Annotated in this window: 9 protein-coding genes and 4 pseudogenes; 11 read left to right on the forward strand and 2 right to left on the reverse strand. The window is 58.1% G+C overall.

Annotation, left to right across the window (positions count from 1 at the left end):
• Positions 1-62 precede the first annotated feature (62 nt).
• From aroK to AU14_RS13520, 8 genes and pseudogenes are all read left to right on the forward strand, one after another.
• A complete protein-coding gene (gene aroK / locus AU14_RS13490) occupies positions 63-629 on the forward strand; it encodes a shikimate kinase AroK (protein ID WP_041341608.1) in 567 nt (188 codons plus the stop codon).
• Positions 622-1,715, forward strand: a pseudogene (aroB, locus tag AU14_RS13495) (3-dehydroquinate synthase). The gene aroK and the pseudogene aroB overlap by 8 nt, the downstream one beginning before the upstream one ends.
• A gap of 45 nt (positions 1,716-1,760) precedes the next feature.
• The gene (locus AU14_RS23465; protein WP_330217905.1) at positions 1,761-2,318 is read left to right on the forward strand and encodes a hypothetical protein; all 558 of its coding nucleotides are present in this window, start codon (positions 1,761-1,763) and stop codon (positions 2,316-2,318) included.
• A 277-nt stretch (positions 2,319-2,595) separates the two neighbouring features.
• Positions 2,596-3,108, forward strand: a complete 513-nt coding sequence (locus tag AU14_RS23470) for an SPOR domain-containing protein (RefSeq protein ID WP_330217906.1) — start codon at positions 2,596-2,598, stop codon at positions 3,106-3,108.
• A 278-nt stretch (positions 3,109-3,386) separates the two neighbouring features.
• Positions 3,387-7,768, forward strand: a pseudogene (gltB, locus tag AU14_RS13505) (glutamate synthase large subunit).
• Between the two features lie 77 nt (positions 7,769-7,845).
• Positions 7,846-9,264: an FAD-dependent oxidoreductase gene (locus AU14_RS13510; RefSeq protein ID WP_041344001.1), complete on the forward strand. Its 1,419-nt coding sequence runs from the start codon at positions 7,846-7,848 to the stop codon at positions 9,262-9,264.
• 129 nt (positions 9,265-9,393) lie between these two features.
• Positions 9,394-10,455: pseudogene (hemE, locus tag AU14_RS13515) on the forward strand (uroporphyrinogen decarboxylase).
• A 252-nt stretch (positions 10,456-10,707) separates the two neighbouring features.
• Positions 10,708-11,076 (forward strand): PilZ domain-containing protein, encoded by a 369-nt coding sequence (locus tag AU14_RS13520; protein ID WP_041341611.1) that lies wholly within the window; start codon positions 10,708-10,710, stop codon positions 11,074-11,076.
• 164 nt (positions 11,077-11,240) lie between these two features.
• Here AU14_RS13520 and radA read toward each other — a convergent pair whose 3' ends face one another.
• Together radA and ettA are read right to left on the reverse strand one after the other, a co-directional pair.
• Positions 11,241-12,617 (reverse strand): DNA repair protein RadA, encoded by a 1,377-nt coding sequence (gene radA / locus AU14_RS13525; protein ID WP_041341613.1) that lies wholly within the window; start codon positions 12,615-12,617, stop codon positions 11,241-11,243.
• A pseudogene (ettA, locus tag AU14_RS13530) lies at positions 12,617-14,275 on the reverse strand (energy-dependent translational throttle protein EttA). Before ettA ends, radA begins: the two are co-directional and overlap by 1 nt.
• A gap of 264 nt (positions 14,276-14,539) precedes the next feature.
• On the opposite strand from ettA, the gene glyA reads away from it, so the two are divergent.
• From glyA to ribD, 3 genes are all read left to right on the forward strand, one after another.
• Positions 14,540-15,793: a serine hydroxymethyltransferase gene (gene glyA, locus AU14_RS13535; RefSeq protein ID WP_041341616.1), complete on the forward strand. Its 1,254-nt coding sequence runs from the start codon at positions 14,540-14,542 to the stop codon at positions 15,791-15,793.
• A 75-nt stretch (positions 15,794-15,868) separates the two neighbouring features.
• Entirely contained in the window at positions 15,869-16,387 is a 519-nt protein-coding gene (gene nrdR / locus AU14_RS13540) for a transcriptional regulator NrdR (RefSeq protein ID WP_041341619.1), read from the forward strand.
• Positions 16,384-17,499, forward strand: a complete 1,116-nt coding sequence (ribD, locus tag AU14_RS13545; protein WP_041341621.1) for a bifunctional diaminohydroxyphosphoribosylaminopyrimidine deaminase/5-amino-6-(5-phosphoribosylamino)uracil reductase RibD — start codon at positions 16,384-16,386, stop codon at positions 17,497-17,499. The genes nrdR and ribD overlap by 4 nt, the downstream gene beginning before the upstream one ends.
• Positions 17,500-17,562: the final 63 nt, after the last annotated feature.

Consider the following 17,562-nt stretch of genomic DNA (forward strand, 5'->3'; position numbering starts at 1 on the left):
AATTTATGGAATCAGAACCGCTGTGATATTCTCACCCGCCTGAACACAATCGAGCGGAAGTTATGTCTTTGCCCAAACGCGTTGTCCTGGTGGGCCCTATGGGGGCCGGAAAGAGTACGATTGGCCGAATGCTCGCCAAAGAGCTTGGCTATCGATTCCTGGACTCCGATCGCATCATCGAGGAACGCTGCGGCGCGAATATCCCCTGGATATTCGATGTGGAGGGTGAAGACGGTTTCCGGTTGCGCGAGACGGCCATGCTGGAAGAGTTGTCCCTGTTGCCCGACACGGTATTGGCGACCGGTGGAGGTGCCGTCATGCGGCCCGAGAACCGCCCGTTCTTGAAGCAAGATGCCGTTGTTGTTTATCTGAAGACATCAATCGAGCAACAGGTTGAGCGGACCCGGAAAGATCGAAACCGGCCTCTGCTTCAGAATGATGATCCAGAAGCGGTACTCCGCAAATTATTTTCAATCAGGGATCCGCTTTACTCCCAGTTGGCTGACATCACGATGTACACGGACCGAAAAAGTCCCAGGCTGGTGGTCCGTCAACTGGTGAATCGAATGAATCCGAGGACGCCTCGGCACAAGCGGCAGGTACGCAAGGAGGGTCGAAACCATGTCTGACGCAGTCCGTGAATTGACCGTGGAACTGGGTGAGCGAAGCTACCCGATTCTGATTGGACAGGGTCTTCTGGGAAGTCGCAATCTTTCAGAATACGTGCAAGGGTCCCAGGTCCTCATCGTGACCAATGAGACGGTAGCGCCTCTATACCTTGATCGGGCAAAAAGCTGCTTTCCAGGGAAATCAGTCGATACTGTGGTTCTGGCCGATGGTGAGAAATACAAGGATTGGCAGACTCTCAATCAGATTTTCGACCACTTGCTGCAGAATCGTCATTCCCGGAAAACCACTCTGGTTGCGTTGGGCGGTGGCGTGGTGGGAGATATGACCGGCTTTGCTGCTGCCTGCTATCAGCGCGGCGTTCCGTTCATCCAGATCCCAACGACTCTGCTGTCCCAGGTTGATTCCTCCGTGGGTGGTAAGACCGGCATCAATCATCCACTCGGCAAGAACATGGTGGGGGCCTTTCATCAGCCCGAGATTGTGCTGATCGATACCGACACCCTCAGCTCACTGCCGCCCAGGGAAGTGGCGGCTGGGCTGGCCGAAGTGATCAAGTATGGCTGATTCGGGACATTCAGTTTCTCGACTGGCTTGAGGCGAATGTAGACCGCCTGGTAGCACTTGATGCGACCGCGGTTGCTGAAGCAATTCTGCGATCCTGCGCCTGCAAGGCTGAAGTGGTCGCCAAAGATGAGCGCGAGGGTGGTTTGCGGGCGATCTTGAATCTTGGCCACACCTTTGGCCATGCCATTGAGACTTTCGCAGGCTATGGTAACTGGCTCCACGGCGAGGCGGTTGGCACCGGTATGATCATGGCAGCCGATCTGTCGGCGCGTGAGGGCATGATCAGTGGCGAGCAGTTTGAGCGTGCGGTAACTTTGATCAAGCGCGCGGGCTTGCCAGAGGCGCCGCCAAAAGGCATGACGCCAGATGATTTCAGAAACCTGATGGCCGTGGATAAGAAAAACGTTGATGGTCGCTTACGCCTGGTGCTTCTGGCAAATCTTGGTGAGGCCATTGTTACGGAAGACGCTACGGTCGAGAACCTGGCCGCAACACTTGCCAAATACTGTCATTGTGGCTGACCGTTGGCGAACGCAGAACTGGGTTAAAAGGCAGCAGGGACGGGTGTGACCGAAGATCAACTGAACAGTGCGGATGGCGGAGGACTTTTCCCTCGTCTACAAGAGCGTTACGGATTCCGGACCAATCCTCTGGAGCTGGAAACACCTTTTTTCCCTGATGCAATGCGTCATCATGCATTGGAAACGCTACGCCACCTTTGTGGCTTTGGTGACATGGCGCTGCTGCTTACCGGGGCTCCCGGGTCAGGCAAGACCCGCTTGCTGACCGAGCTGGTGCGAAGTGAGTCGGCTCGCCTTGAATTCCATAGGATTCCAACTGCGGCTTTGACCGGATCCAGGGCGCTTGCCGGTGCACTCAAGGAGCTGGCGCTTCATCTTTCCACGCCGATCAGGGCCCCCGGGACGCCGTTTACAGCTTTTTCCGCTGGTCTGAGGCCAAGGCCAAGAAAGGGCAGCGCATGGTGCTGCTCATTGATGATGCTGATCGGGCGCCCACCGAATTATTACGGTTGCTGCTGGCCGGCTTTCTGGCAGCCGAACGCGGGGCCGCCGCAGTACCCGTGTTTACAGGTAGTGATGATCTTATTGGCCACCTGGGCTTGATCCGGTTTCGGCCAATGTTCACCAAATCCACTTGCGCCCCCTGACTCGGGAAGAAGTTTTTTCGTACCTTGAGCCGCGAGTTCAGATCGCAGGTGGCAAAGTCAGTGACCTGCTGAGCGCCTCAAAGGTGTCTCGTATTCACGCACTGAGCCAGGGTAGTTTTGGCCGGCTGAAACGGGTTACACCTGGAGTTTGGCTCGATATGGTATCGGCGGCGTCCCGGACCGGTGGGCCGTCGTTGCCCTCGTTAAGCAAGTTGGCTTGGCCTGCGCTTGCGTTGGCGCTGCTTGGCGGGTCGTGGTGGTTTGTTTCCGATCAGTATGAGGATTCTGTTGCCAGCAACGAATCACGGGCTGACAAGCCAGAGACGGTGCGAAAAAGCATCACGATCGGTCCGGAAACGCCAGATCCCGAAGAAAGCGTTCCATCGCCGGGCGTCATTGCGGACACTCGTCCAGAGCCAGAGCCAGAGCCAGAGCCAGAGCCAGAGCCAGAATTTTCCGCGAAAAATCCGGAGCGCTTTGTTGATCTGCGTGCGCTGAAGGCGCGTTCCGTATGGACGATACAGCTGGTGGCCGGGAACCTTGAGCAAACCGCTCTTAACGTCCTGCAGCAGTATCCTCAGCTAGGTGATGCTGTCTATACAAAGGGCGAACGGCAGGGTGAGTCGTGGTTTATGGTATTCTATGGTGAATACGCGACTAAAGCTGCGGCGAAAGAAGCGGTAGCAAGCCTTCCAGAATCACTGCGGAAACGGTCGCCTTGGGTCAGGACGACTGACGGGCTGTAGCAACGCCTGGGCGTTGCGCCTACGGGTGTTTTAAAGGGCCCCTGGGTTGGGAAAGCCGGCCACTGTTCCCCAAAATAATCCCGCTCTCATTTGAGTACGTATTTCTACGTGTGTAAAATGATCAGCCCCATTTTCAGTGTCGAAGGGTGGTTGTTCGGCTGTGCGCTGATTAACCCTTTGATTGAAAAGCATTTCTACTCGAGAGAACGCTTATGATGACAGGTTTGTATCATCCCGATGAATTCAGGGACAACTGCGGCTTCGGTCTGATTGCCCACATGAAAGGCGAGACTAGCCACAAGTTGTTGCAAACTGCCATCGAGTCGCTGACCTGCATGACCCACCGAGGTGGTATCGCTGCAGACGGAAAAACCGGCGATGGTTGTGGCCTATTGATCCAGAGCCCGGACACCTTCCTGAAAAAAGCCGCCAAGGCCGCCTTCGGTAAAGAGCCCGGCGATTTGTTTGCCGTTGGCCAGGTATTCCTGAACCCTGACGAAGCCAAGGCCGTTGCCGGCCGGGCCGCTATTGAAAAGCGCCTGACCGAGCAGGGTCTGGAAATCATGGGTTGGCGTGAGGTGCCGGTTGATGACAGCTGTCTCGGCCCCATGGCGCTAGATTGCCTGCCGCGCATTGAACAGGTGTTTGTGGTTCCGGGCGGCAAGGCAGAGAAAGAATTTGCCATCAGCCTGTTCGTCGGCCGTCGTCACGCCGAGCGCGACATGGTCGACGATTCCGAGTTCTATATCTGCAGCCTCTCGCACCGGACGTTGGCCTACAAGGGCCTGATGATGCCGGCGGACCTGGCGAATTTTTACAAGGATCTGGGCGATCCTGATCTGGAAACCGCCATTTGCGTCTTCCACCAGCGTTTTTCCACCAACACCATGCCGCGTTGGCCGCTGGCACAGCCTTTCCGTTACCTGGCCCACAATGGCGAGATCAACACCATTGATGGCAACCGTAACTGGGCCATCGCCCGCGCTGCCAAATTCAGCTCGCCGGACCTGCCGGATCTCCAGACGCTGCAGCCTCTGGTCAACCTGACCGGTTCTGACTCCTCCAGCATGGATAACATGCTCGAGGTGCTCTTGGCCGGTGGTGTCGACCTGTTCAGGGCCGTGCGGATGATGATCCCGCCCGCGTGGCAGAACGTTGATAGCATGGATTCCGAGCTTCGTGCCTTTTACGAATACAACTCCATGCACATGGAACCGTGGGACGGCCCCGCCGGCCTGGTTATGTCCGATGGCCGATATGCGGTCTGCATGCTGGACCGGAACGGGCTGCGTCCGGCACGCTGGGTTATCACCAAGGATGATTTCATCACCCTGGCCTCCGAAATCGGCACCTATGACTACCAGCCCGACGATGTTGTGGCCAAGGGCCGAGTCGGCCCGGGTCAAATGCTCGCAATCGATACCGAGTCTGGTGAAGTTCTGCACACCAAGGATATCGATCAGCGTCTGAAGTCCGCCCAGCCCTACAAGCGCTGGTTGCGTGAGAAGGCCTTGCGAGTAGAAACCACCCTGAATCAGGACACGCCCGAATTTAAACTGATGGACGCCGATGAACTTCTGGTGCACCAGAAGATGTTCATGGTGTCGTTCGAGGAGCGCGATCAGGTTCTGCGGCCATTGGCCGAAAACGCTCAGGAAGCCGTGGGCTCCATGGGTGACGATACGCCGATGGCGGTGCTGTCCAGCAAGGTGCGTCATGTTGCCGATTACTTCCGCCAGAAGTTCGCTCAGGTCACCAACCCGGCGATCGACCCGCTGCGCGAGTCCATCGTTATGTCACTGGAAACCTGCATTGGCGCCGAGCGGAACGTGTTCGAGGAATCCGCTGAACACGCCGACCGGATTATCCTGACCACGCCGGTGCTGTCACCAGCGAAGTTCCTCAAGATTACCAATAACGATCGCCCTGGTTTCGAAGTTGCCCGGATCTCCATGAGCTACCGCCCTGAACAGGGCCTGGAGCATGCGATCCGTCAGGTGTGCGATGAAGCCGAGCAGGCAGTCCGCGATGGCAAGGTAATCCTGGTTCTGTCCGACAAAGACCTGAAAGAAGGGGAGCTGCCAGTCAGCGCCCTGATGGCCACCGGCGCCGTACACCACCATCTCGTCGCCAAAGGTCTGCGTTGTGATTCCAACATCCTGGTAGAAACCGGCTGGGCCCGTGACCCGCACCACTTTGCCGTATTGTTCGGCTTCGGCGCGACCGCGGTCTATCCGTACCTGGCTTACCAGGTGCTGAACGACCTGATTCGTACCGGTGAAGTCTTGATGGACCCGATCGAGGCCAAGAACAACTACCGGAAGGGCATCAACAAGGGCCTGCTGAAAATCCTCTCGAAGATGGGCATTTCAACCATGACCTCCTACCGGGGCGCTCAGCTGTTCGAGGCCATCGGTCTGGCGGATGACGTGGTTGATCTGTGCTTCAAGGGCGTGCCCAGTCGGATTCAGGGCGCAGGTTTCTTTGATTTCCAACAGGATCAGGAGCAACTGGCAGGAATCGCCTGGAAGCCGCGTAAGCCGATTTCCCAGGGCGGTTTGCTGAAGTACGTGCACGGCCAGGAATACCATGCATTCAATCCGGATGTGGTAGGTAAGCTCCAGGAAGCGGTTATCAGTGGCGATTACGGCCACTACAAGGAATACGCCGGCCTGGTCAACGAGCGCCCGGTGTCGACGCTTCGGGATCTGCTGGGCTTCCGTAAGGATATTCAGGCCATCGATCTGTCTGAAGTCGAGCCGGTTGATAATATCTTCCCGCGTTTCGATTCAGCGGCTATGTCACTGGGTGCCTTGTCGCCCGAGGCGCACGAAGCGCTGGCCGTTGCATGAACACCCTGGGTGGTCGCTCCAATTCCGGTGAGGGTGGTGAGGATCCCGCACGATACGGCACCAATAAACGCTCGAAAATCAAGCAGGTTGCGTCCGGTCGCTTCGGTGTCACCGCGGAATACCTGCGCAGTGCCGATGTCATGCAGATCAAGGTGGCCCAGGGTGCCAAGCCCGGTGAGGGCGGACAGCTGCCCGGTGGCAAGGTCAATGACCTGATCGCCCGTCTGCGCTACTCGGTGCCGGGCGTGACCCTGATTTCACCGCCGCCGCACCACGATATTTACTCTATCGAGGATCTGGCCCAGCTGATTTTCGATCTCAAGCAGGTCAATCCGCAGGCGCTGGTGTCGGTCAAGCTGGTCTCTGAGCCGGGTGTCGGTACCATCGCAGCCGGTGTGGCCAAGGCTTATGCCGACCTGATTACCGTGTCTGGTTACGATGGCGGCACCGCGGCCAGTCCTTTGACTTCTATCCGCTATGCCGGGTCACCATGGGAGCTTGGTCTGACCGAGACTCAGCAGGCCCTGCGTGCCAACGATCTGCGCGGCAAAATTCGTCTGCAGACCGATGGTGGCATCAAGACCGGTCTGGACGTTGTGAAAGGTGCCATTCTCGGTGCGGAAAGCTTCGGCTTCGGCACCACGCCGATGGTTGCTTTGGGGTGTAAGTATCTGCGGATCTGCCACCTGAACAACTGCGCGACCGGTGTCGCCACCCAGAACGAGCATCTGCGCGAGGAGCACTTCAAGGGCACCGTGGAAATGGCCATGAACTTCTTCCGCTTTGTTGCTGAAGAAACTCGTGAATGGCTGGCCAAGCTGGGTGTTCGCAGTCTGGAAGAGCTGGTTGGTCGGGTTGATCTGCTGGAGCGTCTGCCGGGTAACACCGAGCGCCAGAAGAAGCTGGATCTTTCCCGTTTGCTGTCCAACGACCACATTCCAGCGGACAAGCCGCAAACCTGTCAGGTTGAGCGCAACCACCCGTTCGATCAGGGTACCCTGGCTGAGCAGATGGTCCAGGATATTGCCTCGTCCATTGCCAACAAGTCCGGCGGTGCGTGGTCCTACCGGGTGACCAACTGCGATCGATCCATCGGTGCTCGCTTGTCCGGTGAAATCGCCGGTCAGCACGGTAACCAGGGCATGGTTGATGCGCCCATTACGCTGGACCTGACCGGTACTGCCGGCCAGAGTTTTGGTGTCTGGAACGTCGGCGGCCTGAACCTGATCCTGGAAGGTGACGCCAACGACTATGTGGGTAAGGGTATGACTGGTGGCAAGCTGGTAGTAAAGCCACCCCGGGGCAGCACCTTCAAGACCCAGGAAACCTCCATCGTGGGCAACACCTGCCTGTACGGCGCGACCGGAGGCAAGCTGTTTGCCGCTGGTACCGCCGGTGAGCGTTTTGCGGTCCGGAACTCCGGTGCCCACGCCGTGGTAGAAGGTGCTGGCGACCACTGTTGTGAATACATGACCGGCGGTCTGGTCACTGTGTTGGGCGCTACAGGCCATAACTTTGGCGCCGGCATGACGGGCGGCTTTGCCTATGTGATGGACCAGAACAACACCTTTGTGGACAAGTACAACCATGAGCTTGTTGAAATTCAGCGGATTTCGAGCGAAGACATGGAGTCCTATCGCAACCACCTGCGCGGCGTAATCCGGGAGCACATCTCGGAAACCGGCAGTGCGTGGGCTGAGCACATTCTTGAGAATTTCGACGACTACATCGGCCGTTTCTGGCTGGTTAAACCCAAGGCTGCCAACCTCCGCAGCCTGCTGGCCAGCACCCGGGCACGTCCGGAGTAAACCGACCGGGTCAAACAGGGTTATGGGGTTGCCGTCGCCGGCGCCCCAGTCGAAATTGAGCTGATGAGAGCACCATGATGAAAGAAAGACTGAGTAACGACTTCCAGTTTGTCGAAGTAGGGCGGATTGACCCGAAGAAGGTACCGGCCAAAAAGCGTAAGAAAGAATTTGGCGAAATTTACCACCCGTTCACCGCAGACAATGCTTCCAACCAGGCGCATCGTTGCCTGGAGTGTGGCAACCCTTACTGCGAGTGGAAGTGCCCGGTTCACAACTACATTCCGAACTGGCTGAAGCTGGTGTCCGAAGGCAACATCATGCGCGCGGTGGAGTTGTGTCACCACACCAACTCTTTGCCGGAAGTGTGTGGCCGGGTTTGCCCGCAGGACCGTTTGTGCGAGGGCGCCTGCACCCTGAATGATGGTTACGGCGCGGTTACCATCGGTTCGGTTGAGAAGTACATTACCGACACCGCTTTTGCCCTGGGCTGGAAGCCGGATATGTCGGCGGTCAAGTGGACTGATAAGAAAGTTGCGGTGATTGGTGCTGGCCCTGCAGGGCTGGGTTGTGCCGATGTGCTGGTGCGCAATGGCGTTAAACCGGTGGTGTTTGACATCTATCCGGAAATCGGCGGCTTGCTGACCTTCGGGATCCCCGAGTTCAAGCTGGAAAAGTCAGTCATGACTCGTCGCCGCCAGGTGTTTGAGGAAATGGGTGTTGAGTTCCGTCTGTCCACCGAAGTGGGCAAGGACGTCATGCTGCAGGACATCATCGATGATTACGATGCCGTGTTCATGGGCATGGGTACCTACACCTACATGAAAGGCGGCTTCCCCGGAGAAAACCTGCCGGGCGTTTACGATGCGCTGCCGTTCCTGGTTTCAAACGTTAATCGCCGCCTTGGCTTTGAGAAGGACGCCTCTGAATTCATCGATATGAAGGGCAAGCGTGTTGTGGTTCTGGGTGGTGGTGACACCGCGATGGACTGTAACCGTACCTCCATTCGCCAGCAGGCAGAGAGCGTGACCTGTGCCTATCGTCGGGACGAGGCCAACATGCCGGGCTCCCGTCGTGAGGTGGCAAACGCGAAGGAAGAGGGTGTGAAATTCCTGTTCAACCGTCAGCCGATTGCCATCATTGGTGAAGATCAGGTTGAAGGTGTGAAGGTTGTGTCCACGCAGTTGGGCGAGCCCGATGAGAACGGACGTCGTCGCCCGGAAGTGGTCCCTGGCAGCGAGGAAGTGATCCCTGCGGACGCAGTGCTGGTGGCCTTTGGTTTCCGGCCGAGCCCGGCGGACTGGTTTGATGAGCTGAAGGTAGACACTGACGACTCCGGTCGCGTTTCGGCGCCCGAGCAGTCCGACTTTGCTTTCCAGACCAGCAACGAAAAGATCTTTGCCGGGGGCGATATGGTCCGGGGTTCTGATCTGGTCGTAACGGCTATCTGGGAAGGCCGTCAGGCGGCTGAAGGTATCATGGATTACCTGGATATCTGAGTGTCGGCTTGATCCCGATCGGAAGGGCGGCGTACTAAGGGTATGCCGCCCTTTTTTATTGTGGCGAACTGGGTATCATTGCTCCCCATTCGATACGACCATTTACAGACTGAGAATGCTGGATAATCTATGACCGAGCTGAAAAATGATCGCTTCCTGCGCGCCCTCATGCGCCAGCCAGTTGACCGCACCCCCGTATGGATGATGCGCCAGGCCGGGCGCTACCTGCCGGAGTATCGGGCTACCCGTGCCAAGGCCGGCGACTTTCTCAGTCTGTGCAAGAACACGCCGCTTGCCTGTGAGGTAACCCTGCAACCGCTGGAGCGTTTCCCGCTCGACGCAGCGATTCTGTTCTCAGACATCCTCACCATCCCCGATGCACTCGGTCTGGGGCTTTACTTCGAGACCGGTGAAGGGCCGAAATTCAAGCACACCATTCGCTCCGAGGCGGATGTGGCTGCACTGCCCACGCTGAAGGCGGAAGTGGATCTGGACTATGTCATGAACGCCGTCTCCACGATCCGTGGCGCGCTCAATGGCAGTGTGCCGCTGATTGGCTTCTCAGGCAGTCCGTGGACACTGGCCACCTACATGATCGAGGGCAGTTCCTCCAAGGATTTCCGGGAGGCGAAGAAGCTGATGTACGGTCAGCCTGAGGTGATGCACCGCCTGCTGGATCATTTGGCGAACTCAGTTATTGATTACCTGAACGGTCAAATTCGCGCCGGTGCGCAGGTAGTACAAATCTTTGATACCTGGGGAGCGTGCTCAGCAGTTGGGCGTACGAGGAATTCTCGTTGCGGTACATGCGGAAAATCGTCGACGGCCTGATTCGCGAGCAAGAAGGGCGTCATATCCCGGTGATCCTGTTTACCAAAAATGGCGGCCAGTGGCTCGAATCCATAGCTGATACCGGGGCCGATGCCGTTGGCCTGGACTGGACCACGGACATTGGCAACGCCCGCGCCCGTATCGGTGATCGGGTAACACTGCAGGGCAATATGGACCCAGCCATGCTCTATGCGCCACCCGCTCGTATCCGTGAGGAAGTGGCGGATATCCTGCGTCGCTTTGGTACCGGCACTGGCCACGTTTTCAACCTTGGCCATGGCATCACCCCGGATGTGGATCCGAGAATGCCTGGGCGTTCATTGAAGCGGTTGTCGAGTTGAGCCTGAATATCATCGCTGAGTTCGGGGTTTCTTAACCTAGCCTGCAACTGAAGCGGTAAGGCCGTTGTGGGGCCGTTTCCAAAAACCGCTTCGAGCACATCCATGTGGGCTTGTTTCCGGCCATCCCTGGCCTCCAACATTTTTGGCAACGGCCCCACAACGGCCTTTGCCCAACATCAGTGATATATAAACCCTCTCGGCACTGAGTGGATGTGGCTCCTCGTCCGGTCTATAGTCAGATAAAACAAGACCGACACACAGGAGCCACCACTTGGCCATCCAAGTCCCGGAAAAACGTCGATTTCACCGCATTGAGTTCGATGCCCCGTGCGAGCTGCATTGTCTTGATAGCGTCTGGCCAACTGAAGTTTTGGATATCTGCCTGAAAGGCGTTCTGGTTAAGCGGCCGGAAGGATGGGATGTGCCATTAAGGCAGCCGTGCGAGGTGACCATTCACCTGAACGATCATGAGGCGGCCATCGTGATGGCGGTGGAGTTGCGACATGTCGAGGCTCACCGGCTTGGATTTAAATGCCAGTACATTGATTTGGATAGCGCCGCCCACCTCAAGCGTCTTGTTGAGCTCAATCTGGGCGATCAGGCATTACTTGAGCGAGAGTTCGCCCATCTAATTGATTAATCCGGAAGGAAAAGTTGAGGGCCCTTTCGAGCTGGGCAGGAACGGGTGGCTTCTCTATTTCCAAAAATGTTGTAGGCCAAGGATGGCCGGAAACAAGCGCACATGGATGTGCTCGTAGCGGTTTTTGGAAATAGAGAAGCCGCCCGGTCCGTTAACTCAAAAGTCTAAAGGTCTTCCAGCGCAGACAAAGCATCACTGAGCTTGGTAACCGGAATAACCTTCATGCCCTCAATGTCCTTGCGAGGTGCATTGGCCTTCGGCACCAATGCCCGCGTAAAGCCGTGCTTGGCAGCCTCGTAAATCCGCTCCTGGCCGCTGGGTACTGGCCGAATCTCACCAGATAGCCCCACCTCCCCGAAGATCACCAGATCCTGGGGCAGGGCGCGGTCTCGGAAAGACGATACGATGGCTGCCAACAGCGCCAAGTCGGCACTGGTCTCAGCCACCTTGACACCGCCAACCACATTCACGAAGACATCCTGATCCGACACATGCATACCGCCGTGGCGATGCAGTACTGCCAGCAGCATCGCCAGGCGATTCTGGTCCAGGCCGACCGCGACCCGGCGCGGATAGCCGCCCTGAGCCATATCGACCAGAGCCTGGATTTCCACCAGCATCGGGCGAGTGCCTTCCCAGACCACCATCACCACGCTACCAGGTGCAGCTTCTTCACCTCGGTTAAGGAAAATGGCACTGGGATTCTTAACTTCCTTGAGGCCCTGCTCCAGCATCGCGAAGACGCCCAGCTCATTAACTGCACCGAAACGGTTCTTGATGCCGCGCAGGGTGCGGTAACGGCTGTCGCTGGAGCCTTCCAGCAGGATCGAGCAGTCGATCATGTGCTCAAGGACTTTTGGGCCAGCAAGGCTGCCGTCCTTGGTCACGTGACCAACCAGAAACAGGATGGTGCCGGTCTGCTTGGCAAACCGGGTCAGATAGGCGGCACTTTCTCGGACTTGGGATACCGAGCCCGGCGCGGACTCGATGTCCGCCATATGCATAACCTGAATACTGTCGACCACCAGAATCCTGGGCTTCTCGGATTCCGCGACCTGCATGAGCCGCTCAACGCTGGTCTCAGAGAGCATCTTCAGGTCTTTGGTGGGCAATCCCAGGCGTTTGGCACGCATGGCAACCTGTTGCAGGGATTCCTCACCGGTCACATACAGTGCTGAAACACTGGCCGCGAGATGGCAGACCGCCTGCAGCAGCAGGGTACTCTTACCGGCGCCAGGGTGGCCGCCCATCAGTACCGCCGAGCCCTCAACCAGCCCGCCTCCGAGCACGCGGTCGAACTCCTGCATGCCGGTGCTGATCCGGGGTTGCTCGGCCAGGCTGACATCGTCGAGGCTCTGGATTTCCGACAGGCTGCCGGCGAACCCTTCGAAGCGAGCACCGCGTGCGCCACTTTTGCTGGCGCTAACTCCGCGAACCTCACTGACGGTGTTCCAGGCCTGGCAGGCCGTGCACTGGCCCTGCCATTTGGAATAGTCTGCACCGCACTCGGTGCAGACGTAAGCGGTCTTCGTCTTTGCCATCAGGCCAGCTTCTTGTATTTCATACGCTGGGGCACCATGCTGAGTCGCCCTTGCGCTTCTTGTGGTCCTCATCGTATTCGCTGAAGTTACCCTCGAAGTACACCACTTCGCCGTCGTCCTCGAAGGCCAGGATGTGGGTGGCAACACGGTCAAGGAACCAGCGGTCGTGCGAGATCACCAGTGCCGCGCCCGGGAAATTCAGCAGTGCCTCTTCCAGCGCACGCAGGTTTCCACGTCAAGGTCGTTGGTCGGTTCGTCCAGCATCAGCACGTTGCCGCCCTGTTTAAGCAGCTTGGCCAGATGCAGTCGGTTACGCTCACCACCGGACAAGTCGGCAACGCGCTTCTGCTGGTCGCTGCCCTTGAAGTTGAAACGGCCAACGTAAGCGCGGGATGGTGTTTCGTAGTTGCCCACCTTGATGATGTCGTTACCATCGGAGAGCTCTTCCCACACAGTCTTGCTGCCGTCCAGGTCGCGCATCTGGTCGACGTAAGCCAGTTCCACGGTTTCACCCACTACGATGTCTCCGGCATCGGGCTTGTCGTAGCCGCCGATCATCTTGAACAAAGTGGATTTACCGGCCCCGTTACCGCCGATGATGCCAACAATGGCGCCCGGCGGTACGCTGAAGGACACGTTTTCGTACAGCAGGCGATCATCGAAGGACTTGCTGATGCCGTCTACTTCGATCACCTTGTTGCCCAGGCGTGGACCGGGCGGGATGTACAGCTCGTTGGTTTCGTTACGCTTCTGGAATTCCTGGGAACTCATCTCCTCAAAGCGGGCCAGACGGGCTTTGCTCTTGGACTGGCGGCCCTTGGCATTGCTGCGAACCCATTCCAGTTCCTGCTTGACCGCTTTCTGGTGCGAAGCTTCCTGCTTGGACTCCATCTCCAGGCGCTTTTCCTTGTTTTCCAGCCACTGACTGTAGTTGCCTTCAAACGGAATGCCCTGACCACGGTCCAGTTCCAGGATCCAGCCGGCAACGTTGTCCAGGAAGTAACGATCGTGGGTGATGGCAACCACGGTGCCTTCGTAGTCATGCAGGAAGCGTTCAAGCCAGGCTACCGACTCGGCGTCCAGGTGTTGGTGGGCTCGTCCAGCAGCAGCATGTCCGGGCCGGACAGCAGCAGGCGGCAAAGCGCGACACGGCGGCGTTCACCGCCAGAGAGCAGCTTTACCTTCTGATCCCACGCCGGCAGGCGCAAAGCGTCAGCTGCTACTTCCATTTTGCGCTCAATATCGTGGCCGTCGGTGGCCTGGATGTAGGCTTCCAGCTCACCCTGCTTCTTGGCCAGGGCATCGAAATCGGCATCCGGTTCAGCGTAGGCGGCGTAAACCTTGTCCAGTTCGGCCAGGGCGTCGTGCACTCCGGAAACCGATTCGTCGACGATTTCCTTAACGGTCTTCTCGTCATCCAGCTCGGGTTCCTGAGGCAGGTAACCAACCTGAATGCCGGGCTGGGGTCTGGCTTCGCCGATGTAATCCTGGTCTACGCCCGCCATAATCCGCAGGAGGGTGGACTTGCCGGCGCCGTTCAAACCGAGCACGCCGATCTTGGCGCCAGGGAAGAAGCTCAGGGAAATGTCTTTGAGGATTTCGCGCTTGGGCGGGACCACTTTGCCCACGCGGTTCATGGAGTATACGTATTGGGCCATAACAGGGTAGGTCCTCTGTAGTAATCGGAGGTAAATAAAAGGAACTCGCAGATAAGCCACGTAAGGTAGCGAAACCGGAAAACGATAGCAATTGAGGGAAAATCGCAGATTGCGGCGTGCCGGTTTCTGCGGAGGGCCTGTGAGGCCCATAAAAGATGATTTTTTACCCATTTGTAAGATAGAATAGCGGCCCAATTTTTCAGGGAGCCTGCGGAGAATTCCAAAGCTCTCCGGGCCAGTCAAGCACACAGGGGCAGCGCATCCATGTTTAATCGTGAAATGAAAATAGCCGGCTTTGATGACGAACTCTGGAACGCCATGCAGGCGGAAGAGAAGCGTCAGGAAGCTCACATTGAGCTGATTGCATCCGAAAACTACACCAGCCCCCGAGTGATGGAGGCCCAAGGCAGTCTGCTGACTAACAAGTACGCGGAAGGCTACCCGGGCAAGCGTTATTACGGTGGTTGTGAGTTCGTCGACATCGCCGAAGATCTGGCCATCGAGCGCGCCAAAGAGCTGTTCGGTGCCGCTTACGCCAACGTACAGCCGCACTCCGGCTCCCAGGCCAACTCTGCGGTGTTCATGGCGTTGCTGAAGCCGGGCGATACCGTTCTGGGCATGAGCCTGGCCCACGGTGGCCATCTGACCCACGGTGCCAGCGTCAACTTTTCCGGCAAGATCTATAACGCTGTCCAGTATGGTCTCAACCCGGAGACCGGCCTGATCGATTACGACGAAGTGGAAGCGCTGGCCGTAGAGCATAAGCCGAAGATGATCATTGCCGGCTTCTCCGCTTACTCCCAGGAGCTGGATTTTGCCCGTTTCCGTGCCATTGCCGATAAAGTGGGTGCTTACCTGTTTGTCGACATGGCGCACGTGGCTGGCCTGGTCGCCGCAGGCGTATACCCGGACCCGGTGCCGCACGCCCATGTCGTTGCCACCACCACCCACAAGACCCTGCGTGGTCCTCGTGGCGGCCTGATCCTGGCTTGCGACGACGCTGATCTGCAGAAGAAGCTGAATTCCGCAGTCTTCCCGGGCGGCCAGGGCGGCCCGCTGATGCACGTAATTGCTGCCAAGGCGATCTGCTTCAAAGAAGCCATGAGCGACGAGTTCAAGAGCTACCAGAAGCAAGTGGTCAAGAACGCCAGCGCCATGGCCCAGGTGTTTGTTGAGCGCGGATACGACGTGGTTTCCGGTGGCACCAAGAACCACCTGTTCCTGGTCAGCCTGATCAAGCAGGACATCACCGGTAAAGACGCGGACGCCGCCCTGGGCCGTGCTCACATCACCGTCAACAAGAACGCGGTTCCCAACGACCCGCGTTCACCGTTCGTCACTTCCGGTCTGCGTATCGGCACTCCGGCAATCACCACCCGTGGATTCGGTGAGTCCGAGTCCCGGGATCTGGCCGGCTGGATTTGTGACATCCTCGATAACCTCGAAGACGACGCCGTAAACGACCGCGTACGCGAGCAGGTTGCTGCTCTGTGTGCCCGTTTCCCGGTCTACGGCTAAACTACAGGCAAGACCCGCCGGCTCCGTCCGCGTATTAACGCGATCGGAGCCGGCTCCTTTCCGGAGTCTTTGATTATGCATTGTCCCTTTTGTGGTGAAGCAGATACCAAGGTGATCGACTCGCGCCTGGTGGCCGAGGGCGATCAGGTGCGTCGCCGCAGGGAGTGCTTGTCCTGCCACGAACGTTTTACCACCTTCGAAAGTGCTGAACTGGTCATGCCCCGCGTGGTCAAGCAGGACGGGATTCGTCAGCCTTTCGATGAGGAAAAGCTGCGGTCCGGCATCATGAAGGCACTGGAAAAACGGCCAGTGAGTATCGAACAGATTGATGCGGCATTGAATCGCATCAAGTACCGGCTTCGCGCTACCGGTGAGCGAGAGGTCAAGTCGATGCAGTTGGGTGAGGAAGTGATGACCGAACTCCGGCAGCTGGACAAGGTTGCTTACGTGCGGTTTGCGTCGGTTTATCGCAGCTTCCAGGACATCAATGAATTTAAGGAAGAGATCGAACGGTTGTCGGCGACCAATGGCGAGAATGCGGTAGATGTGGCCAAGGCGCTGGCCGACAACCAATCCTCGAAAGGAAACGTATGATCGACGTCCGTGACCGGACCATGATGGCGCGGGCGGTTCAGCTTGCCTGGCGCGGCCGCTATTCAACGCACCCAAACCCGCGGGTGGGCTGCGTTATTGCCCGGGGCGATGAAATTCTGGGTGAAGGCTGGCACGAACGCGCCGGTGAGGCGCACGCCGAGATTCGGGCGCTAAGTCAGGCCGGTCCGTCTGCCCGCGGAGCAACGGCCTATGTCACGCTCGAGCCGTGCAGCCACTTTGGCCGTACACCGCCGTGCGCGCGGGCTCTGATTGATGCGGGTGTGGCGCATGTGTTTGCGGCAACCAAAGATCCCAATCCGTCGGTATCCGGGCGCGGCCTGGAACTGCTGCGTGATGCGGGTGTTCAGGTCACTGAAGGTGTGCTGGCGGAAGAGGCGGCACGCCTGAATCCGGGCTTCATGAAGCGCATGAACACCGGCCGCCCCTGGGTGCGCTTGAAGATGGCGGCCAGTCTGGATGGTCGAACCGCGATGGCATCGGGTGAAAGCCAGTGGATTACCGGCGCCGAGGCGCGTCAGGATGTCCAGCGTCTGCGCGCTATGAGTGACGCCATCGTTACCGGTGTTGGCACGGTGCTGGCAGACGATCCATCGCTCACCGTCCGCCGGGAAGAGCTGGGAGATATTGGCGATGCCACCGAGCCATCCCGGCAGCCGCTGCGGGTCATTGCGGATCGGGACGCCCGTACCCCGGCCTCGGCGACCATCCTGAAGGGCGGCAACGTGCAGGTGTTCTGTGCGTCGTCGACCCTGGCGACCGCGCCAGCGCAGGATCTGGCGGCCCTGGGGATAAGCATTAACGGAGTTGCCTGGAAAGATAACGGCATCGACGTGGCGGAGTTGCTGGACTCCCTGGGTGAGCTGGGCATCAACGAACTGCTGGTGGAAGCCGGGCCAACACTCGCGGGCACCTTCATTAATGAAGGCCTGGTTGACGAACTCTGGCTCTACCAGGCGCCGGTGTTTCTGGGCAGCACCGGGCGTCCGACTGCGCATCTGCCACTGGAGTCCATGGCAGACAAAGTGCAGTGGAAAGTGCTTGATCGACGTCAGGTGGGTGAGGATCAGCGACTGATCCTGGCGCGCCAGTAATCATTAAATTCAAGGTGTCCCGGCAACCCGAGGCTGCCGGCAAACCGCAAGGGTGCAAAACTG

It is taken from the genome of Marinobacter similis (assembly GCF_000830985.1).
GTDB classification, from domain to species: Bacteria; Pseudomonadota; Gammaproteobacteria; order Pseudomonadales; family Oleiphilaceae; genus Marinobacter; species Marinobacter similis.